The sequence below is a fragment of the Nocardioides abyssi genome (assembly GCF_030412915.1).
Lineage (GTDB): Bacteria > Actinomycetota > Actinomycetes > Propionibacteriales > Nocardioidaceae > Nocardioides > Nocardioides abyssi.
This window is the reverse complement of the sequence record NZ_JAUHJR010000003.1, coordinates 331,616-351,117: the sequence shown is the minus strand read 5'-3', so window position 1 is coordinate 351,117 and position 19,502 is coordinate 331,616. Positions and strand designations below refer to the sequence as shown.

The following is a 19,502-nucleotide window of genomic DNA, read 5'->3' as shown; positions in this document are numbered from 1 at the left end:
CCCGTCGACCCCTGCGTGCGCGCGCCCGTCTGGCGCCCCACCGGCGCCCGCGCACGCCGTCTCGAGGAGAGACCCTGCATGACCGACCTCCGCGCGCCCGAGCGCGCCTCCGATGCCCAGCCGCCGGGCAGGACCGGCGGCCCGTCCCGCCGACCGTCCGGCAGCGGCCTGTTCCGCGCCGTCTGGCGCTGGCACTTCTTCGCCTCCTTCGTCGTCGTCCCGGTGCTGCTGGTGCTTGCCGTCACCGGGCTGATCTACCTCTTCCGGTTCCAGCTCGAGCCGCTGCTGCACCCCGACCTGATGAAGGCCGAGCCGACCGCCACCCAGCAGGTCGCGCAGCCCTACTCCGCCCAGCTCGCCGCCGTCCGGGCGGCGTACCCGGACGTCGAGGTCGTCTCGCTGGCCGAGCCGCGCGAGGACGGGCGCAGCACGGTCTTCTCCGTGGTGCTGCCCGACGGCGAGGGGCGCGACGTCTACGTCGACCCCTTCGCGGTGCGGGTGCTGGGCTCGATGGACCCCGACACGACGCTGTCCGGCACCGCCGTGCGGCTGCACGCGGACCTGATGTCGGGCCGGGTCGGCGACATGGTGATGGAGCTCGGCGCCTGCTGGGCGATCGTCATGGCGATCACCGGCTACTACCTGTTCCTCCGCGGCCGCCGAGCCCGGCGGCGGCTGGCCCGCTCCGGCCGCCCGGGGGCACGGTTGCGCAGCCGGCACGGGGCGGTCGGCGCGGTCGTCGGCGTCGGGCTGCTCACCCTGCTCGTCTCGGGCCTGCCGTGGACCGGCTTCTGGGGCGCGAAGGTCCAGGAGCTGGCCACCGCGCAGGGGTCGTCGCTGTGGAGCACCGACCACGGCGCGATCTCCGACCCGGTCTCGACGCTCGACGAGTCCCTCCCGCACAGCCACCTGCCCGACGTGCCGTGGGCCCAGCACAAGTCCGAGGTCCCGCGCTCGGAGGTGCCGGAGCCGGGCGCCGACGGCGAGGTGAGCGTCGCCAACGTCGACACCGCGGTCGTCGTCGCCGAGCGCGAGGGGCTGCGCCGACCGTTCACGATCGCGCTGCCGAGCACCGACGACGGGGTGTTCTCCGTCATCGGCTACGCCTTCGACGCGCCGACGGACGAGCGCACGGTGCACGTGGACCGGTACGGCGGCGAGGTGGTCGACACCTACGGGTACGACGACTACCCCGCGCTGGCCAAGGTGGTCGCCCACGGCATCGGGCTGCACGAGGGGCGCAGCCTGGGGCTGTGGTCGTTCTGGGGCGCGGCGCTGCTGTGCCTGGGCGTGGTCGTCTCGTGCGTGACCGGCCCGCTGATGTGGTGGCGCCGCCGGCCGCGGGGCCGCTCGTCGATCGGGGCGCCACGCGGACGGATGCCCCTGCGCGCGACGCCGGCGCTGACGGTGGGGATCCTCGTCCTGGGCGTGCTGCTCCCGTTCTTCGGCATCACGCTGCTGGCGGCGCTGCTGCTCGACCAGCTGGTCCTGCGCCGGGTGCCCGCGCTGGCCGGCTGGTTCGACCGCCCGGCCCGGGCCTGAGTGGGGCGTCGGCCGGGCCCCGGACGGGCCCGGCCGACGTTGCGCAGGCCTTGAGGAAACCTCCGGGTTGCACCGGCGGGAGCCTTGATCTCCCGGCGGCAGAGTTCTCGTCATCAGGGCAACGACCAGCCGGGACCACCGGCGGAGGCCCTCCCCAGAACTCCTCGAAAGGCTCCCCCCGATGCGCACCTCGAACCGCAACAGCCGCAAGACCGCCGCCAAGGTCGTCGCCTCCGTCGCCCTCGTCGCCGGCGCCGCCTCCGTCGCCGGTCTCGGCACGTTCGGTGCCTTCACGTCCTCGACCGCCGCGACCCAGGAGGTCAGCAACGGCCGCATCGCGATCGGCCTCGCCGAGGGCGTCCAGGGCTCGACGATCGCCGCCGCCGGCCTGGTCCCCGGTGACACCGTCGAGCGGACGATGACCCTGACCCGCGATTCGGCCACCGAGACGTTCGGCAAGGTCACGCTGACCACCGTCGGCACCGGCTCGAAGCTCACGACCGACACCGCGCTCGGCCTGCAGATGACCGTCGACCAGTGCGCGACCCCGTGGGTCAAGACCGGCGAGTCCAAGGCGCTGACCTGTGCGACCGCCCCGGTCACCGTGCTCGCCTCCGCGCCGGTCATCGGCTCGCTCGCCGACCTCGGCACGGCCAACCTGGACGCCCTCAACACCGCCGGCAGCTCGCACCTCCGCGTCACCCTGGCCCTGCCCGAGGCCGCCGACAACGACTTCCAGAAGGCCGCCGACAGCGTGAAGTTCACCTTCGACGCCACCCAGCGCGACGCGCAGTCCCGCTGACCCCACCAGCCGTCCACCACCCCCACCAGCCCCCAGGAGTCCGGTCGTGAGCACCGTCGCACCGCAGGCCGCCACCGTCGTCGGTCGCCACCGCGTCGAGCAGCCCAAGCGCCACCTCGTGCGCCGGCCGGCTCCTGCCCTGGTGGAGGCGCCGGCCCCGCGCCAGCCGCGCGGCGAGCGCCCCGCTCGCCGCTGGGCCCGCCGGGTGGTCGGCCTGGTCACCACCCTGGTGCTGCTCGTCGGCGCCCTGGGCTTCGCCTTCCTGGCGATCGGCCCGCACGTGCTCGGCTACCGCACCGCCACGATGCTCACCGGCAGCATGGAACCGGGGATCATGCCCGGCGACGTCGTCGTCACCACGCCCGAGCCCGCCTCCGAGGTCGCCGTCGGTGACGTGATCAGCTACCACATCCCCGTCGAGGACCACCGGGTCGAGACCCACCGGGTCGTCGAGGTCATCACGAACGACGACGGCACCACCGCCATCCGCACCAAGGGCGACAACAACGAGAACGCCGACCCGTGGGTCGCCACCCTCGAGGGCGACACGGTCTGGGAGATGCAGGCCGTCGTCCCGAAGCTCGGCACCGTGATCCGGACCCTGCGCTCGCCGCTGGTCCAGGACGGCGTGCTGTGGGTCGCGCTCGGAGGTGCCATTCTTCTGGGCATGTCCCTCATCTGGTCCTCGGACGAGGACGACACCGACGCCGACGAGGGGGACCAGGCATGAGCGGGACGGCCGTGCTCGACCGCGAGGCGCTCAGCCGCCTCGGGTCCGACGTCCAGGACTGCGAGTTCGCGGTCTCCTTCGCCCAGCGCTACTGCGCGATGCTCGAGCGACGCGTGGGTCGCGTCCTCGACGCCCTGCTCGACGGCGACCTCGTCGCCGCGATGGACGCCGTGCTGAGCCTGAAGGTCTCCTCGATCACCGTCGGGACCAGCGAGCTCGCCGGCCTGGCGCTCGCGGTGGAGCAGCACGTGCGCTGCCGCGACGTCGTCACCGCGCGTCGCCAGGCGGCCGCGCTCGCGGCGGCTGCCGACCGCGCGGCGCTCGAGCTGTCGGACTACCTCGCGGCGTACCGCGCCGGCTGAGCTACAGCGACTCCATCCGGTAGCCCACGCCGCGCACCGTCCGCACGAACTTCGGGCCCTCGCGGGTCTCGCCGAGCTTGCGGCGCAGGTTGCCCACGTGAACCTCGACGAGGTGGGTGTCGGTGGCCCAGTCGGTGCCCCAGACCGAGCGCAGCAGCGCCTCGCGGGTCCAGACCCGCGCCGGCGTGCGCATCAGCTCGGTCAACAGGTCGAACTCGGTGCGGGTGAGCGAGAGCTCGTCCTCGCCGCGGAACGCCCGGCGCCCGTCGACGTCGACCTTGAGCGGCCCGTGCTGGAGCACCTCGTGGTCCGGCTCGCCGGAGCTGGTCGGCACCACCGACAGCGCCGGCCCGCGCCGGGGGCGGCGGAAGAGGGCGTTGACGCGGGCCTTGAGCTCGCGGACGCTGAACGGCTTGGACAGGAAGTCGTCCGCGCCGGTCTCCAGGCCGATGAGCCGGTCGATCTCGTCGTCGCGCGCCGTGATCATCACGATGTAGGCGTCGCTGGTCTCGCGGATGCGCCGGCAGGTCTCGATCCCGTCGATGCCCGGGAGCCCCAGGTCGAGGGTGATCAGGTCGGGGTCGAGTGAGTGGACCGCCTCGACCCCCGCCAGCCCGGACTCGACCGCCGTGACGTCGAACCCCTGCGTCTGGAGGGTGAACTCGATGAGCGAGCGGATGTCCTCGTCGTCCTCGACGACCAACGCCGTGCGCTCCTGACCCGAACCCGAACCGTCCACGTCGTCGAGTCTGCCAGACCTTGCGGATTTCTTGAGGTTCCGGGCCGAGCCCCTTGAGGCCGTGTCGGCAGACTTCAGGCAACAGCCACCGCACGACCGTCCCCCAGGACAGGAGAGCACCCATGACCAGCACCGACACCTGGCGTCGCGCCGTGTCGCTCGTGCTCGCCGTGCTGTGCTTCCTGGCCGTCCCGCAGGTCGCCCAGGCCGTCTTCAGCGGGCAGGTGCGGACGCCCGGCACGTCGGTCAAGGTGCAGGAGATGGCGCCCGTGACCGCCTTCGCCGGGTCCCTGGCGTGCGACCGCCAGCTGCTCGCCGGCCGGACGGTCGTGCGCGCGTCGATCAACGGGCTGTCCGACGCCGGCCAGCTGCCGGGCACGACGTACTCCGTGACGATCAGCGGGGACGGCCCGACCGCGTCGTCCGCCCTCGCGGGCCGCACGGGGTCCGTGCAGGTCGACGCCCCCTACGCCCTCTTCAGCCGGCTCGGGTTCCAGGTGACGGTCACCGCGCACTACGGCCGAGCCTGGTCGAAGTCCCTGACCCGCGACGTGAGCTGCCCGTCCGCGAACGAGGGCAGCACCCCGTTCTGAGCCGACGCGCCGGTGGTCTCGACCAACGGCCCGCCGGGACGCACGATGTGCGAGGCTTCGGGGGCCAGGTCGCGACCGATGCCCCCCAGAGGTCGCGTCCTGGCATTCCAGCGTCGTGGCCGGTCGCGGCCGGGGCCCGAGGGCAACCCGCCCCCGGGACGCGGGCTGCCGAGGGGTCGATTCCCGCCGCGGGCGGGTCCCAAACCCGCCTCACCCCGAGGGGTGGCACACCGACTGTTCACCTTGTTGATGGTGACGTGGCCACGGATGGCGCGTAGCGTCGAGAGCGTGCCGGAGCTTCCGGTGCCACTCGACCAGGACCTCTCGGCCCGGATTGTCGGTCTCTTGTACTTCTCACTGAACACCGTGGCTGATCCGCCCCAGCTGCGCGTCGTCGTCACCGGCGAGCTGGACGTCCTCTCGGCGTCCGGTCTCCGCGGTGCGGTCGCGCGCCACTCGGCGGACGGCTGCAGCTCTGTCGTCCTCGACCTCGAGGGCGTGACCTTCATCGACTGCACCGGCTTGTCGGCGCTGCTCGCCTGCCAGCAGGAGGTCGCTGCCACCGGCGGCACCTTCAGCGTCGCCGCCCTCAGCGCTGCCGTCTCCCGCGTCGTGAGCCTGACCGGGACCGCCGGCCGCTTCGACCACCAGGTGCTCGAGTCGGCCTAGCGCCGAAGCGCCCCGCACGCACGACGGCCCGCCACCCTCACGGGGTGGCGGGCCGTCGTACGTCTGGCTGGGCTACTTCTGGGCCGGTGTCAGACCGCGCTGGGGTCGAGCTCGCCGATGCCCTCGCGCAGCGTGCCGAGGATGCGGCTGAGCAGTCGCGACACCTGCATCTGGGTCACGCCGAGCTGGTCGGCGATCTCCTGCTGGGTGCAGTCCTCGGCGAAGCGGAGGTGGAGGATGCGGCGGTCGCGCTCGCTGAGCTCACGCATGAGCGGGGTCAGCATCGCGCGGGCCTCGGCGGCGCGCTCGCCGCTCGGGTCGTCGTCGCTCAGCGTGTCGCCGAGCGAGCCGCGGCCGTGGTCGGGGGAGACCGGCACGTCGAGCGACAGCGGCTGGAAGCAGCCGTCGGCCATGAGCGCGGCCTGGACCTCGGAGGGCTTCAGGTCGAGCTGCTCGGCGATCTTCTCGGCCGAGGCGGGCTCCCCGGACTCGCGGGCGCGCTGGTGTGCGGCCACGACCTCGGACTGGATCTCCTGCACGCGGCGCGGCGGACGGACCATCCAGCCGAAGTCGCGGAAGTAGCGCTTGAGGTCGCCACGGATCGAGGGCACGGCGTACGCGAGGAAGTCGCGGTCCTTGCTGGCGTCGAACTTGGGCACGATGCGCACGAGGGTCAGCAGGGCGACCTGCTCGAGGTCCTCGAGCGGGACGCCGCGGTTGCGGAAGCGGGACGCGAGGGTGCGGGCGACCTCGATGTTGAGGACCACGATCTCGTCGTGGAGTCGCTCGCGCTCGACCTCGTTGTCGGTGGCAGCAGCCTCGGCGAACAGACGCGCGGTCTCGGCCTTGCGACGAAGGTCCTTCGGTCGGCGTCCCAGGGGCACAGCACTCGTCGTCATGATCCCTCCCTACCCGGTGTGCCCGGGGCGAAACCACGGCCTCCGGAAATGACTCAAAGGGTGAGGTGAACCAGTTTCGCGGGTGTCCGGCCCGCGGCTCGCGCGAACGGCCGCGGACCGTCCGTCCGCGCTGCTAGCGTCCGGCGCGACCACCGGACCAGGAGGCGCCGTGCCCCGTCGTACCGTCATCACCGGCAGCGCCGCAGGCATCGGCCGCGCGCTCGCCGACCAGCTCCGCGGGCGCGGCGAGGACGTCGTCGGCGTCGACCTGCGCGACGCCGAGGTCGTCGCCGACCTGTCCACGCCCGAGGGCCGCGCCGCCGCGGTCGCCGGGGTGCGGGAGCTCGCCGGCGACCGGGTCGACGCGCTCGTCACCTGCGCGGGCGTCGCGGAGCCGAGCCCGCTGATGGTGCGGATCAACTACTTCGGCACCGTCGGGCTCGTCACCGCGCTGCAGCCGCTCCTCGCGGCATCGAGCGCACCGCGCGTCGCGGTCATCGGGTCGATCTCCGGGACGATGGGCAACGACGACCGCGTGCGGCAGGCGTGCCTGGACGGGGACGAGGAGGCCGGGGTGACCCGCGCGGCCGAGCTGACCGACAGCGGACGGCCGCACTCGATCTACCCCGCGACCAAGGCCGCCGTGGCCGAGTGGGCACGGCGCACCTCGGTCTCGCCGGGCTGGGCGGACGCCGGCATCGCGCTCAACGTCGTCGCGCCGGGCGTCGTGCTCACCCAGATGACCACCGGTCTCTTCGAGGACCCGGTCATGCGGGAGCTGATGGACGCCGCGGTGCCGATGCCGCTCAACGGCTACGCCCCGCCGGAGGCGGTGGCGAAGGTGCTGGCCTTCCTCGTCTCCGAGGACAACACCCACGTCACCGGGCAGGTCGTCTACGTCGACGGAGGTGCCGAGGTGAGCACCCGGTCGGCAGACCTGTTCTAGGCTCCCGGCGATGAGCAGCCCACCCACGCCCGGTCGCGACCCGATCGCGGAGGCACGCCGCCAGTGGGTCGCCCACGGGTGGGACGACGCCGCCCCGGGGATGGCCGCGGTCACCTCGGTCATGCGGGCCCAGCAGCTGCTGCTGACCCAGATCGACGGGCTGCTGCGGCCCTACGGCTTGACCTTCGCCCGGTTCGAGCTGCTGCGGCTGCTGTCGTTCGCCTCCGAGCAGCGGATGACGATGCGTCGCGCCGGCCAGCGGCTGCAGGTGCACCCCACGTCGTTGACCAGCCTGGCCGCGCGGCTGGCCGAGGACGGGCTCGTGCAGCGCGTCGCCAACCCCGACGACGGCCGGTCGGCGGTGCTCGTGCTGACCGAGGCGGGCCGGCGGCTCGTCGAGGAGGCGACGGCGGTGCTCAACGCCGAGGTGTTCGAGGCGATCGGGCTCTCCCGCGACGACGTGGCCTCGCTGGTGGAGGTGCTGGGACGCTTCCGCGCCGGCCGGGGGGACTTCACCCCCTGACCGGCGCGGTCGCCCGGGCAGCGCCGGAATGACGTCCGAACGGCGCCCGAGCAGCGTCAGCGGTGCTTGAACTCGGCCGTGCGCTTCTCCACGAAGGCGCCCATGCCCTCGGTGCGGTCCTCGAGCGCGAAGGTGGCGTGGAACGTGCGACGCTCGAACTTCACGCCCTCGGCGAGGGTGGTCTCGAAGGCGCGGTTGACGGCCTCCTTGGTGGCGTAGAGGACCGGCAGCGACTTCTCCGCGATCGTCGCGGCGACCTCCGCGACCTGGGTCTGCAGCTCCTCGGTCGGCACGACGCGCGAGACCAGCCCGACGGCGAGCGCCTCCGGGGCGGTCATCGTGCGGCCGGTGAGGATGAGGTCCATCGCCACGGCCTTGCCGACCGCGCGGGTCAGGCGCTGGGTGCCACCGATGCCGGGGAAGACGCCGAGGTTGATCTCGGGCTGGCCGAAGCGCGCGGACTCCGCGGCGATGACCATGTCGCACATCATCGCCAGCTCGCAGCCGCCGCCGAGCGCGTGGCCGGAGACCGCCGCGATGACCGGCGTGCGGAGGGAGGCGAAGCGGTCCCAGGCGGCGAACCAGTCGCCGAGCGCCATGTCGGCGTACGACTGCGCGGCCATCTCCTTGATGTCCGCGCCGGCCGCGAAGGCCCGCTCGGAGCCGGTGACGACGATCGCGCCGATGCCGCGGTCGGCATCGAGCTCCTCGGCGGCGGCGACGACCTCGGTCATCAGCTGGGCGTTGAGGGCGTTGAGCGCCTTCGGCCGGTCGAGGGTGATGGTCCCGACGCGGCCCTCGCGGGTCACCTGGATGGTCTCGTACGACGACATGGGGCTCCTCGGCTGCTGGTCAGCGGGTGGTGGCGGGTCGGGTCACTCGGCCGTGGCGGCCGAGCGCTCCCGGATGGTGTTGACGATGGCGGAGAAGTCGAGGCCGGCGCCGCCCTCGTCGGCGAAGCGACGATAGAGCTCCTCGGCGAGCGAGCCGACCGCGGCGTCGGTGCCGGACTCCTCGACGGCGCGGCGGGCCAGGCCGAGGTCCTTGGCCATGAGCGCGCCGGCGAAGCCGGGCTTCCAGTCGCGGTTGGCCGGGCTGGTCGGCACCGGGCCGGGGACCGGGCAGTTGGTGGTCAGCGCCCAGCACTGGCCCGAGGCGGTCGAGGCGACGTCGAAGAACGCCTGGTGGGTCAGGCCCAGCTTCTCGCCGAGCACGAACGCCTCGGAGATGGCGATCATCGAGGCGCCGAGCACCATGTTGTTGCAGATCTTCGCGGCCTGGCCGGCACCCGAGGCGCCGCAGTGCACGACGCGGCCGGCCATCGGGTCGAGCAGCGCGGTGATCTCCTCGGCGAGCGCGTCGTCGCAGCCGAGCATGAAGGTCAGCGAGCCGGCCTCGGCGCCGCCGACGCCGCCGGAGACCGGGGCGTCCGCGGCGCGGTGGCCCGCGGCGACGGCCAGGTCGGCCGCCTGGCGGGCGTCGGAGACCGCGACGGTCGAGCAGTCGACGAAGAGCGTGCCGGGCGCGGCGGCGGCCAGCACCTCGTCGTACACCGAGAGCAGCAGGGCGCCGTTCGGCAGCATGGTGACGACCGCGCCGGCGCCGGCGACGGCCTCGGCGGCGGAGCCCTTGACGTCGATGCCGGCCTCGCGGGCCTTGTCGCAGGCCTCCTGGCCGACGTCGAAGCCGGTGACGGTGTGGCCCGCCCCGACGAGGTTCGCGGCCATCGGGCCGCCCATGTTGCCCAGGCCGATGAAGGCGACGGTCGTGGTGCTCATGCGGGTCCTCCGGAGGTGGTGGGGAGCTCGAGCTCGCCCGAGGGCAGGGGCTCGAAGAGGGCGGCGACGGCGGCGGGGTCGACCTCGTCGAGCGAGGCCGGCTGCCACTGGGGGTTGCGGTCCTTGTCGATGACCTGGGCGCGGACGCCCTCGACGAAGTCGGGCACGTCGAGGAAGCGGACGGTCAGCCGCAGCTCCATCGCGAGGGCGGCGCCGAGGTCGGCGAGGCCCGCGGCCTCGCGGAGCGCGCGCAGGGTGGTGGTGACCGCGAACGGCGAGCGCTTGGCGAGGGTCTCGGCGGCCTGCTGGGCCTCGGGGGAGCGGTGCTCGCGCAGGCGGGTGAGGATCGCGGCCGCGTCGTCGCCGGCGTAGCACTCGTCGATCCAGTCGCGCTGGGCGAGCAGCGGTGCCTCGGGGGCGGGCTGCGCGAGGTCGGCCAGCACGGCGTCGGGGTCTTCGTCGACGAGGCGGCTGACCAGCTCGTCGAGGCGGTCGGCGGGCACGAAGTGGTCGGCCAGGCCGAGCGCGATCGCGTCGCCGGGGCCGACCGAGCCGGCGGTCAGGCCGAGGTGGGTGCCGAGCTCGCCGGGGGCGTGGGAGAGCAGCCAGGTGCCGCCCACGTCCGGCACGAAGCCGATGCCCGTCTCGGGCATGCCGAGGGAGGAGCGCTCGGTCACGACGCGGTGGCTCGCGTGCGCCGAGACGCCGATGCCGCCGCCGAGGACGATGCCGTCCATCACGGCGACGTACGGCTTGGGGTAGGTGTTGATCGCGTGGTTGAGGACGTACTCGTCGGACCAGAAGCGCGCGGACGCGTGGGTCCCGGCCTTGGCGTCCTTCCAGATCGACACGATGTCGCCGCCAGCGCACAGGCCGCGCTCGCCGCGGCCGGTGAGCAGCACGGTGCGGACCGCGTCGTCGGCGCGCCAGGCGTCGAGCGCCTCCTGGAGCAGGCCGACCATCGTGTGGTTCAGCGCGTTGATCGCGCGGGGCCGGTTGAGCTCCAGCCGGCCGAGGTGGCCGGTGGTGGAGACGACGACCTCGGGCTCCGGGGCGTCCGGCTGCTGGTCGCTCATGCCGCGCCGCCCTGGGTGAGCGCGCGGCCCACGATGACTCGCATGATCTCGTTGGTCCCTTCGAGGATCTGGTGCACGCGGAGGTCGCGGACGACCTTCTCGATGCCGTACTCGGCAAGGTAGCCGTAGCCGCCGTGCAGCTGCAGGGCGGTGTTGGCGGCCTTCCAGCCGGCGTCGGTGACGAAGCGCTTGGCGCCCGCCACGACGACCGCGGCGTCCGGGTCGCCGGCGTCCAGGCGGGCTGCGGCGTCGTGCAGCATCGTGCGGGCCGCCTGGAGCTCGATGTGGGCGTCGGCGAGCGCGAAGACCAGGCCCTGCTGGTCGGTGAGCGGGCCGCCGAAGGCCTGCCGCGTGCGCAGGTGCTCGGCCGCGCGGTCCACGGCCCACTGGGCGCCGCCCAGCGAGCACGCGGCGATGTTGAGCCGGCCGCCGTTGAGGCCGCGCATGGCGATCGTGAAGCCCTGGCCCTCCTCGCCGAGGAGGTTCTCGGCGGGGACGCGGACGTCGTCCATGACGACCTGGCGGGTGGGCTGGGCGTGCCAGCCCATCTTCTGCTCCTCGGCGCCGAAGGAGAGGCCCTCGGACTCCGCGGGGACGATGAACGCACTGATGCCCTTGGGGCCGGCGCCGCCGGTGCGGGCCATGACGACGTAGACGCTCGAGGCGCCCGCACCGGAGATGAACTGCTTGGTGCCGCTCAGCACCCAGTCGTCGCCGTCGCGACGAGCGGTGGTGCGCAGGTTGCCGGCGTCGGAGCCCGCGTCGGGCTCGGTGAGGCAGTAGCTCGCGAGGTTGTCCATCCCGGCCAGGTGCGGCACCCAGCGCCGGCGCTGCTCGTCGTTGCCGAAAGTGTCGATCATCCAGACGGCCATGTTGTGGATGGAGATGTACGCCGCCACGGCGACGTCGCCGCGGGAGAGCTCCTCGAAGATCAGCACCGCCTCGCTGCGGCCGAGTCCGGAGCCGCCGACGTCCTCCTTGGCGTAGATCGCGCCGAGCCCGAGGCCGCCGGCCTCGGCCAGGACGTCCACGGGGAAGTGGTGCGCCTGGTCCCACTCGACGGCCTTCGGGGCGATCCGGGCCTCGGTGAAGTCGCGGACCGCCTCGACGATCGCGCGGCGCTCCTCGGGGTCCAGCGCAGGGCTGCTCGCAGAGGTGCTCATGGGTGGCACTCTGCCATTTGGTAGGACGTCCTAGCAAGAGGTCGGGTGTCCGATCATCGGCTGGCTAGGCTGCTGCCCGTGGAGGCGTCGAGCGGTCCGTCGAGGGTGCTGGTGACCGGCGGCGTGCGGTCGGGGAAGTCGACGCACGCCGAGCGGCTGCTGGCCGGCGCCGCGGAGGTCGTCTACGTCGCGCCGGGGCCCGTCCCATCGGCCGACGACGCCGACTGGGCGGCGCGGGTGGCCGCGCACCGGGACCGCCGGCCGGCCGGGTGGACCACCGTCGAGACCGCCGACCTGGCCGCGGCGCTCCTGGACGCCGGTGGCGCCGCGGTGCTCGTGGACTGCGTCGGCACCTGGCTGACCGCGATCATCGACGGGGCGGGCCTCTGGGAGGCGCCGGCCGACGAGGTGCACCGGCACGTGCTGGCCGCGCTCGAGCCGGTCGTCGCCGTCGTGGCTGCTGCTCCCGGACCCGTGGTGCTGGTGACCAACGAGGTCGGGCTGGGCGTCGTGCCCGCCCACCGCTCGGGCCGGCTCTTCCGCGACCTGCTCGGCACGGTCAACCAGCGGCTCGGCGCGGCCTGCGACGAGGTGCACCTCGTCGTCGCCGGGCGGGTGGTGGTGCTCCCCGACCCGCTCTGAGCGCGGGCGGTCAGGCAGAGGCGACGACGAGCAGGGTGGCGAGACCGAGCTCGACCGAGGCGCCGAACACGTCACCCGTGACGCCGCCGAACCTCCGGACCGCGCGGTGCAGGACGAGCACCACGACGGCTGCCGCGAGGACGAGCGCGACGACGCCGGAGGGGCCGGTGGCGGCGTACGCCGCGGCGGCGGCGGCGAGCCAGAGGGCGAGGGTGGCGAGGGGCCGGACGGAGCCGACGTACGTCGCGCCGAGCCCGTCGGGGCGGGCGCCGGGGACGCCGCGGGTGCAGGCGAGAGCCAGGGCGCAGCGGGAGAGGCAGACGAGGACGCCGGCGACCAGCCAGCCGCGGTCCTCGCGGAGCAGCGCCGTGAGGGCGGCGACCTGGGTGCCGAGCACGAGCACGACGGCGGCGACGCCGGCGGGGCCGGCCGAGCCGGACTTCATGACCTCGAGGGAGCGGCGGCGGTCGTAGGAGGCGGTCAGCCCGTCGGCGGTGTCGGAGAGGCCGTCGAGGTGGAAGGCGCGGCTGCCGGCGACGAGCGCAGCGACGGCGAGCACCGCGGTCACCAGTGCCGTCAGGCCGAGCTCTGGCCCGACCAGGCCCACGACGGCGACGACGGCGCCGAGGGGGACGGCGGCCAGCGGTGCCAGCAGCATCGCCCGCCCGGCGGTGCGGGCGTCGACCGTGCGCGGCGGCGCGACGGGGACCGCGGTGAGCGTGCCGACCGCGAGCCGCCAGGCGTCCAGCAGCGGTCCCACCTCAGCCGGGCAGCAGGTCGCTGAGCAGGGCGACGTCGCGCAGCAGCGCGACCGCGCCCCGGAGCATCGGGACCGCCGCGACGGCGCCGCTGCCCTCGCCGAGGCGGAGGCCGAGGTCGAGGAGCGGGTCGAGACCGAGCTTCTCCAGCGCCAGCGACTGCGCGGGCTCGGTCGAGCGGTGGCCGGCGACCAGCCAGTCGGCCACGCCCGGCTCGATCCGGACCGTGGTGAGGGCGCAGGCGACCGACATCAGGCCGTCGAGCACGACCGGCACGCCGGCCTCGGCGGCACCGAGGACGAAACCGGTGGTGGCGGCGAGGTCGGCGCTGGACAGTGCAGCGAGCGTCTCGACCGGGTCGTCGGTGCGGTCGCCGGCGCGGCGCAGCGCCTGGTCGACGACGGCGGTCTTGCGGGCCAGCCCGGCGTCGTCGACGCCCGTGCCGCGACCCACGACCTCCTCCGCGGGCAGGCCCAGGGCGGCGGCGACCAGCGCGGCCGCGGGAGTGGTGTTGCCGATGCCGAGGTCACCGCTGATCAGCACCTGCGCCCCGGCGGCGACCTCCTCGGCCGCGACGGCGCGGCCGACGTCGAGCGCACGGCGCACGTCCTCGCCCGAGAGCGCGTCCTCGAGGTGGATCGCCCCGCTGCCGCGGCGGACCTTGTGGGCGCGCACCTTGTCCGGCACCCCGTCGAGGTCGTCGTCGACCCCGATGTCGAGCACGCGGACGGCGACGTCGTGGGAGCGGGCCAGCGCGGAGACGCCGGCGGTGCCGTCGACGAGCGAGCGGACCATCGCGGCGGTGACGGCCGGGGGGTAGGCGGAGACGCCGTGGGCCGCGACGCCGTGGTCGCCGGCGAGCACGACGAGGCGGACGTCGGTGAGGGCCGGCGGCGGCACCGAGCCGAGCATCGCGGACAGCCGCGCGCCGAGGTCGCCGAGCCGGCCGAGGGCGCCGGGCGGCGTCGCGAGACCGGCGAGGCGCTCGCGGGCGGCGCGCTCGAGGGCAGGGTCCGGGGGAGTCATCGGCACGGGCGGAGCGTAGTCCGCGGGTCGGCTCGGGACTGTCGGTGGACCGACCTAGGGTGCGGGCCGTGGACCTGGACGAGGCGGCGCGGATGGCGCGGGGCCTGCTCGACGAGCACGGCCTGCAGGGGTGGACGGTGGTCTTCGACCGCGCCAAGCGGCGCGCCGGGATCTGCCGCCCCCACCAGCGCCAGATCGGGCTCAGCGCGCCGCTGACCGCGCTGCACGACGAGGCCGAGGTCCGCGACACCGTGCTGCACGAGGTCGCCCACGCGCTGGTCGGCCCGCGCCACGGTCACGACGCGGTCTGGCGCGCGACGGCGCTGCGCATCGGGTGCTCCGGGCGACGGTGCTCGGACCCGGAGGCGCCGAGCATCGAGGGGGACTGGGTCGGCACCTGCCCGGCCGGCCACCGCGTCACCCGGCACCGCCGGCCGACCCGGCCCGGCTCGTGCACCCGCTGCTCGCGGACGTTCAGCCGGGAGCACCTGATCACCTGGACGCACCGGGGTGCCGTCGTACCGATGGGCGAGACGTACGACGCCGCGCTGCGCCGCCTCCTGGCCGGGCCCGACCCGGTGGCGGTGCGGGACGGGTCGGCCGCCCCCGCGCCGCGGGTGGGGCAGCGGGCGCGGATCGTGGCCGGCGGCCGCTACGAGGGCGTGGTCGGGACGGTGCTCAAGCGCGGGCGCACCCGCTTCCACCTCCGAGTGCGCGACCAGGTGCTGACCGTGCCGTTCGGCCTGGTGGAGGTGGTCGAGGGGTAGTCCCGGACCGGCCGGCCCTCAGAGGCCCTTCGGCCACGCGCCGTTGGTCAGCCGGACCGCGAAGAAGCCGGCGTCGAAGTCGCTGAACCACACCTGCTCGCGGTCGCGGTCGAAGGCCGGCTTGGCCATCGCGTAGCCGCCGGTGGGGGCCGGCTTGTTGAAGTAGGCGACCTGCCGGGGGTGGTAGGGGTCGGAGATGTCGAAGACCCGCAGCCCGGAGCCGATGTAGGAGCACGCGGCCAGGCGCGGGTTCTTGAACCGCGGGATCGCGCAGTAGTGCGAGGAGTAGCCGCCGATCGGGCTCTTGGCGCCGGGATCGTCCTGCTGCTCGCCGGCGCGGTTCTCGGTCAGCTGCACCTCGAGGCGCAGCGCGGAGACCTGGAACGGCTTCGCGGGGTCGTCGACGTTGAGGATGCGGGCGATGGCGGCGCTGTTCTCCGGGCGGTAGCTGAAGGTCGGGTCGAGCGCGAGCTCGCTGAACTCGTCGACCATCAGCAGGTAGTCGTGCCCGTCGACGCGCATCGGCTCGGGGACCTGCGGGATGGCGACGTCGGGCCAGGTGTAGGTGGTGATCGGCCTGGCCCGCGGGAACGGCTCGCGGTCCTGGATGGCGCTGACGTCGTAGACGCGGAGCCCGCCCTCGGTGAGCCGCTTGCTGTTGGGCAGGCCGAGGTCGGCGACGTAGAGGGTCCGGCCGTCCGGGGAGGTGCGCACGCCGTGGGACAGCACGCCGTTGATCGTGCTGAGCGGGCGCGGGGCGCGCGGGTCGGTCAGGTCGATCGCGGTGACGGTCAGGCCGACCAGGGCGCTGGCCCAGAACGTCCGGCCGTCGGGGGAGAAGCCGGACTCGTGGCCGAGGAACCCGGCCGGGGTCGAGGAGAGCAGGCGCGGCTTGCGGCAGTCCTGCTTGACGTCGTACACGTCGAGGATGCCGGGCGCGGTGGCGAGCGTGCCCATGACCGCGACGAGGAGACCGCGCTTCTCGTGGAGGTGGAGGGACTCGTGCGGGGAGGCCATCGCCGGGGTGAGCAGCGTCGTGGTGCGGCGCGGCCGGCGCGCGTCGGTCATGTCGACGACGGCGGTGCCGAGGCCTGCGAGCCCGGCTTGGAGCACGCCGAGCGGGAAGGACTTGGCGACGTCGTAGTAGGCGCAGACGTGGCCGGAGCGGTCCTCGAAGCGCTGGACCTTCAGCCCGCCGGTGCGGCCGAGGTGGCTGACCAGCCGGGTGTTGCAGGTGTAGCCCTGTGCCGCCCGGCCGGACGCGAAGTCGGCGGCGGGCACGCGGCCGTCGATGTCGGTCTCGGGCCGCGACCCCGGGCCGCACTCCGGCGGGGCGAGCGCGGTCCGGGTGGCGTCGGGGGCCTCGGCACCGGCCCCGTTGAGCGCGGTCGTGCCGCCGACGGCGAGGACGGCGGTGAGGGCCGCCGCGACCAGCCGGAGGTTCACCGCCGGCTCCGGGCGAGGAAGGGGATCGTCAGGCGCGAGGGGTGCTTCGCGGACGTGTGCAGCGTGATCGGCACGAGTGTGCCGGGCAGGTCCGGGAGGCTGGGCAGCAGGTGCGGGACGTCGAAGGCCTGGACGGCGATCCGGAGGCGGTGGCCCGCGCGGATCTTCGCGGCGGTCGGGAACACCTCGACGTCGACGGGCACGACCTTGCCGGGGCCGGCGCACGCGAGGCGCGGGTGAACGGGTGGTAGGGCTGGAGGACCTCGCCGTCGAGGTAGCGGGTGCGCTTCCTGTCCAGCGCGCGCTGGGCGATCAGCTGCCAGCCGCCGCTGAGCCGGGTCACCTTGCCCGACGGCGCGACGTCGGAGATCGACACCGACAACATCCCGCCGCCGGTCGGCGTCGAGGCGAACAGGCGTGCGTTGACCGGCCCGGAGAAGCGCACCGGCTTCGTCAGCGGCGCGGTCTCGTAGACGATCCCGCTGCGGTCGTTGAGCGCGTTGTCCTGGAAGCACGGCAGCCCGCCCGCGACGGACGCCGGGATGCCGGCCGTCCATTGGCTCGCCGATCGGCTGCAGAGCCCGGAGACCGGGACCGGCGGGACCACCGCGGTGCCGTCCTTCGCCGCGCCGGTCGTGAGCACGCCGGGTCGGACCGCGGTCGTCGCGCTGCCCGACAGCCGGTAGCTGCGGGCGCGGGCGTCGCGGTCGATCCACTCCCGCTGGGTGCGCCAGGTGCCGGAGCCGTTCTCGTAGACGTTGACCGGCGCGATCCGGCCCAGCCTGGTGCCCTTCGCGCCCCGCAGCCAGCGGTCGAACCAGCGCAGCTGGAGCTGGGACAGCGTGCCGTGCCCGACCTGGTCGAGGTCGGTGCCCATCGAGCCCTCGAGGTGGTTCCAGGGCCCGACGACGAGCCGGGTCGGGACGCCGCGCTCCTGGAGCGCCTCGAAGAGCAGCGGGGTGCCGCGCTGGAAGAGGTCCTGCTGCCCGCCGAGCAGGAACGTCGGCACGTCGACCTCGTCGATGACCTCCAGCGGCGAGCGGGTCCGGTAGAAGGGGCCGTCGTGCGCGGCGTCGCCGCCCAGGACGGCGTCGAGGAGCAGCGGCGCGGTGAACGTCGCGGCGCCGAAGACGTGGGAGAGCAGCGCCTTGAGCCCCGACGCGGGGTCGGTGGCGGTGACCGCCGGCGGGATGACGCCGGTGGTGGTGACCAGGCCCATCCACAGGGGGATGAAGCCGACGTCGACCTGGCCGCCGGAGGCGACGACGTCGCGGTAGACGTCGCCCGCCGGCACCTGCGGGAAGATCGCGCGCAGGCCCCTGGGGTGCAGGGCGGCGGTGAAGAGCTGGTTGATGCCCATGTACGACGGGCCGCGCATGCCGATCCGTCCGTTGCTCCACGGCCGCGCCCGGGCGGCCGCCCACTCGACGACCTCCTTGCCGTCGAGCTGCTCCCGCTCGCCGAACGCGTCCCACGTGCCCTCGGAGCTGCCCGTGCCGCGGGCGTCGACGTTGAGCGAGGCGTAGCCGCGGCGCACCAGGTAGCCGGGCTCGTCCTCGCCGAGCGAGCCCACGACGCTCTTGTTGTAGGCCGAGATCGTCACCAGCACCGGGAACCGGCCCCGCGCGGCCGTGCCGTCCTTGCCCGCCGGCAGCTCGAGGTCGCCACGGAGCACCGTGCCGTCCGACATCGGGATCGCGAGGTCGGTCCGCTTCACCGTGCCGGGGTACGTCGCCGGGCGGGCCTTCCAGCCGTCCGGCACCGGCACCGCGCGGGCCGTCGCCGGCGGGCTGGAGGGCTTGCTGGTGGTGCTCGGGCTGGTGGCGGTCGCGGGGCCGGCGGGGACGACCAGGGCGGTCGTCGCCAGGAGGCCGGCGGCCAGGCGGGTGCGGAGGAGGGCCGGGTGGCTCACGTGGGGGTCCTCGGAGTCGGTGACGACGGTCACCGGCTCAACGGACGACCAGCGGCGCGGTTACCCGGTCCGCCCGTCGAGCGCCGGTCCGAGCGCCGGTCCGAGCGCCCGCCCGAGCGTCCGGCCGGGCCGGACGGTCAGGGCATCCGGTACGGCCCGCCGTGGCTCGTCGGCACCGACACGAGCCGCTTCGTCGAGCCGACCACCCGGCACGTGCCGCGGGGGAGCGGGCAGGACCGCAGGGTGGTGCGCCCGCCGGACCGGGTCTCCACGAGCACCCGGCGCGCCGAGGCCCAGCCGAGGGAGTGGAACTCCCGCCCGCGGCCCGGGGTCGGCACGCGGCGTACGACCCGGCCGTCGGCCATCGCCCGCACCGTGCCGTCGTCGCCCACGACGTGGGCGCCGTCGGGGGAGACCGCGACCGGCACCGAGCGGGCGCGCCAGCGCGGCGTGCCGGGCTCGCCGAGGCTCGTGGGTCCGACCCGGCCCGGGCGCTTGCGGGTGCCGACGAAGACCGTGTCGTGCTCGAGGGCGACCAGGGCGGTCGGCCGGCGCAGGACGCGGGTGCGCCCGTCGGTGCGCTCGTCGACGACCCACAGCCCGTCGCGCCCGCCGACGTACACCCGGCCGTCGTCGGCGTCCATCACGTCGACGTAGAGCTCCTCGAAGAACGTCCGGACGGCGACCTTCCCGTCGAGGTCGGCGACCCGGATGTTGAACGTGTCGCCCTGGTCGAGGCTCGCCGTCACCACCCGCTCGCCGTCGTCGGAGAGCGCCTCGGTCACGAAGAGGTCGGTGCCGTTGCGGCCGGTGATCCGCTGCACCGCGCCGCCGGGCCGGACGAGCCGGAAGGTGCTGCCCGACGCCACGACCCAGCCGCGGCGGCTCGTGCCGAGGAGGACGGGGTGGCTGCCGGCTTTCGTGGGGAGCGGGACGACCTTCCCACCCTGCAGGTGCAGGTCGGTGCCGACCAGGCTGACCGCACGGGTGACCCGTGGCTTCTCGGCCGGCGGGGAGCCGGGGTACGCCGACGCGGTGGGCAGGAGGGCCGCGACGACGCCGATCGTCGCGACGACGGCCGTGGCCCGGGGCAGGTCTCTCCAGGTGCGCATGCCCGGTCGGATGCACG

General features: G+C 74.4%; 21 protein-coding genes and 1 pseudogene. 10 read left to right on the top strand and 12 right to left on the bottom strand.

The window, feature by feature from the left end:
- Window positions 1-78 precede the first annotated feature (78 nt).
- From QWY29_RS10620 to QWY29_RS10605, 4 genes are all read left to right on the top strand, one after another.
- Complete coding sequence (locus QWY29_RS10620; protein WP_300960721.1) at window positions 79-1,542, top strand: PepSY-associated TM helix domain-containing protein; 1,464 nt, start codon at window positions 79-81, stop codon at window positions 1,540-1,542.
- A gap of 181 nt (window positions 1,543-1,723) precedes the next feature.
- A complete protein-coding gene (locus QWY29_RS10615; RefSeq protein ID WP_300960720.1) occupies window positions 1,724-2,344 on the top strand; it encodes a TasA family protein in 621 nt (206 codons plus the stop codon).
- 46 nt (window positions 2,345-2,390) lie between these two features.
- Window positions 2,391-3,074 (top strand): signal peptidase I, encoded by a 684-nt coding sequence (locus QWY29_RS10610; protein WP_300960719.1) that lies wholly within the window; start codon window positions 2,391-2,393, stop codon window positions 3,072-3,074.
- A complete protein-coding gene (locus tag QWY29_RS10605) occupies window positions 3,071-3,436 on the top strand; it encodes a hypothetical protein (protein WP_300960718.1) in 366 nt (121 codons plus the stop codon). The genes QWY29_RS10610 and QWY29_RS10605 overlap by 4 nt, the downstream gene beginning before the upstream one ends.
- A 1-nt stretch (window position 3,437) precedes the next feature.
- Here QWY29_RS10605 and QWY29_RS10600 read toward each other — a convergent pair whose 3' ends face one another.
- Entirely contained in the window at window positions 3,438-4,175 is a 738-nt protein-coding gene (locus QWY29_RS10600; RefSeq protein WP_300960716.1) for a response regulator, read from the bottom strand.
- A gap of 122 nt (window positions 4,176-4,297) precedes the next feature.
- Here QWY29_RS10600 and QWY29_RS10595 point away from each other — a divergent pair, with 122 nt between their 5' ends.
- Entirely contained in the window at window positions 4,298-4,768 is a 471-nt protein-coding gene (locus tag QWY29_RS10595; RefSeq protein ID WP_300960714.1) for a hypothetical protein, read from the top strand.
- A gap of 366 nt (window positions 4,769-5,134) precedes the next feature.
- Complete coding sequence (locus QWY29_RS10590) at window positions 5,135-5,437, top strand: STAS domain-containing protein (RefSeq protein ID WP_300960713.1); 303 nt, start codon at window positions 5,135-5,137, stop codon at window positions 5,435-5,437.
- An 89-nt stretch (window positions 5,438-5,526) separates the two neighbouring features.
- Here the strand turns inward: QWY29_RS10590 and QWY29_RS10585 are convergent, their stop codons facing one another.
- Window positions 5,527-6,336, bottom strand: a complete 810-nt coding sequence (locus tag QWY29_RS10585; protein WP_300960712.1) for a sigma-70 family RNA polymerase sigma factor — start codon at window positions 6,334-6,336, stop codon at window positions 5,527-5,529.
- 169 nt (window positions 6,337-6,505) lie between these two features.
- Here QWY29_RS10585 and QWY29_RS10580 point away from each other — a divergent pair, with 169 nt between their 5' ends.
- Window positions 6,506-7,282, top strand: a complete 777-nt coding sequence (locus QWY29_RS10580) for an SDR family oxidoreductase (protein ID WP_300960711.1) — start codon at window positions 6,506-6,508, stop codon at window positions 7,280-7,282.
- A gap of 10 nt (window positions 7,283-7,292) precedes the next feature.
- Window positions 7,293-7,805, top strand: a complete 513-nt coding sequence (locus QWY29_RS10575) for a MarR family winged helix-turn-helix transcriptional regulator (protein ID WP_300960710.1) — start codon at window positions 7,293-7,295, stop codon at window positions 7,803-7,805.
- A 56-nt stretch (window positions 7,806-7,861) separates the two neighbouring features.
- Here QWY29_RS10575 and QWY29_RS10570 read toward each other — a convergent pair whose 3' ends face one another.
- From QWY29_RS10570 to QWY29_RS10555, 4 genes are read right to left on the bottom strand one after another with little or no spacing between them, the layout of a single operon-like run.
- Window positions 7,862-8,638 (bottom strand): enoyl-CoA hydratase, encoded by a 777-nt coding sequence (locus tag QWY29_RS10570; RefSeq protein WP_300960709.1) that lies wholly within the window; start codon window positions 8,636-8,638, stop codon window positions 7,862-7,864.
- 42 nt (window positions 8,639-8,680) lie between these two features.
- The gene (gene mmsB, locus QWY29_RS10565) at window positions 8,681-9,583 is read right to left on the bottom strand and encodes a 3-hydroxyisobutyrate dehydrogenase (RefSeq protein ID WP_300960708.1); all 903 of its coding nucleotides are present in this window, start codon (window positions 9,581-9,583) and stop codon (window positions 8,681-8,683) included.
- Complete coding sequence (locus QWY29_RS10560; protein WP_300960707.1) at window positions 9,580-10,659, bottom strand: enoyl-CoA hydratase/isomerase family protein; 1,080 nt, start codon at window positions 10,657-10,659, stop codon at window positions 9,580-9,582. The genes mmsB and QWY29_RS10560 overlap by 4 nt, the downstream gene beginning before the upstream one ends.
- The gene (locus QWY29_RS10555; protein WP_300960706.1) at window positions 10,656-11,822 is read right to left on the bottom strand and encodes an acyl-CoA dehydrogenase family protein; all 1,167 of its coding nucleotides are present in this window, start codon (window positions 11,820-11,822) and stop codon (window positions 10,656-10,658) included. Before QWY29_RS10555 ends, QWY29_RS10560 begins: the two co-directional genes overlap by 4 nt.
- A 78-nt stretch (window positions 11,823-11,900) precedes the next feature.
- Between QWY29_RS10555 and cobU the strand changes: the two genes are divergently transcribed.
- On the top strand, window positions 11,901-12,464 hold the full coding sequence (gene cobU, locus QWY29_RS10550) for a bifunctional adenosylcobinamide kinase/adenosylcobinamide-phosphate guanylyltransferase (RefSeq protein ID WP_300960705.1): 564 nt from the start codon (window positions 11,901-11,903) through the stop codon (window positions 12,462-12,464).
- A gap of 10 nt (window positions 12,465-12,474) precedes the next feature.
- On the opposite strand, the gene cobS is transcribed toward cobU, so the two are convergent.
- On the bottom strand, window positions 12,475-13,224 hold the full coding sequence (cobS, locus tag QWY29_RS10545) for an adenosylcobinamide-GDP ribazoletransferase (RefSeq protein ID WP_300960703.1): 750 nt from the start codon (window positions 13,222-13,224) through the stop codon (window positions 12,475-12,477).
- Between the two features lies 1 nt (window position 13,225).
- Complete coding sequence (cobT, locus tag QWY29_RS10540) at window positions 13,226-14,248, bottom strand: nicotinate-nucleotide--dimethylbenzimidazole phosphoribosyltransferase (protein ID WP_300960785.1); 1,023 nt, start codon at window positions 14,246-14,248, stop codon at window positions 13,226-13,228.
- Between the two features lie 68 nt (window positions 14,249-14,316).
- Here cobT and QWY29_RS10535 point away from each other — a divergent pair, with 68 nt between their 5' ends.
- Window positions 14,317-15,015: a SprT-like domain-containing protein gene (locus QWY29_RS10535; protein ID WP_300960702.1), complete on the top strand. Its 699-nt coding sequence runs from the start codon at window positions 14,317-14,319 to the stop codon at window positions 15,013-15,015.
- Window positions 15,016-15,033: 18 nt separating this feature from the next.
- Here QWY29_RS10535 and QWY29_RS10530 read toward each other — a convergent pair whose 3' ends face one another.
- From QWY29_RS10530 to QWY29_RS10520, 4 genes and pseudogenes are all read right to left on the bottom strand, one after another.
- Window positions 15,034-16,461: an LVIVD repeat-containing protein gene (locus QWY29_RS10530; RefSeq protein WP_300960701.1), complete on the bottom strand. Its 1,428-nt coding sequence runs from the start codon at window positions 16,459-16,461 to the stop codon at window positions 15,034-15,036.
- Window positions 16,458-16,646 (bottom strand): CocE/NonD family hydrolase C-terminal non-catalytic domain-containing protein, encoded by a 189-nt coding sequence (locus QWY29_RS21060; protein ID WP_369292655.1) that lies wholly within the window; start codon window positions 16,644-16,646, stop codon window positions 16,458-16,460. Before QWY29_RS21060 ends, QWY29_RS10530 begins: the two co-directional genes overlap by 4 nt.
- A gap of 83 nt (window positions 16,647-16,729) precedes the next feature.
- A pseudogene (locus tag QWY29_RS10525) lies at window positions 16,730-18,151 on the bottom strand (CocE/NonD family hydrolase); the annotation flags it as partial.
- 359 nt (window positions 18,152-18,510) lie between these two features.
- On the bottom strand, window positions 18,511-19,485 hold the full coding sequence (locus tag QWY29_RS10520; RefSeq protein ID WP_300960698.1) for a hypothetical protein: 975 nt from the start codon (window positions 19,483-19,485) through the stop codon (window positions 18,511-18,513).
- Between the last annotated feature and the right edge of the window lie 17 nt (window positions 19,486-19,502).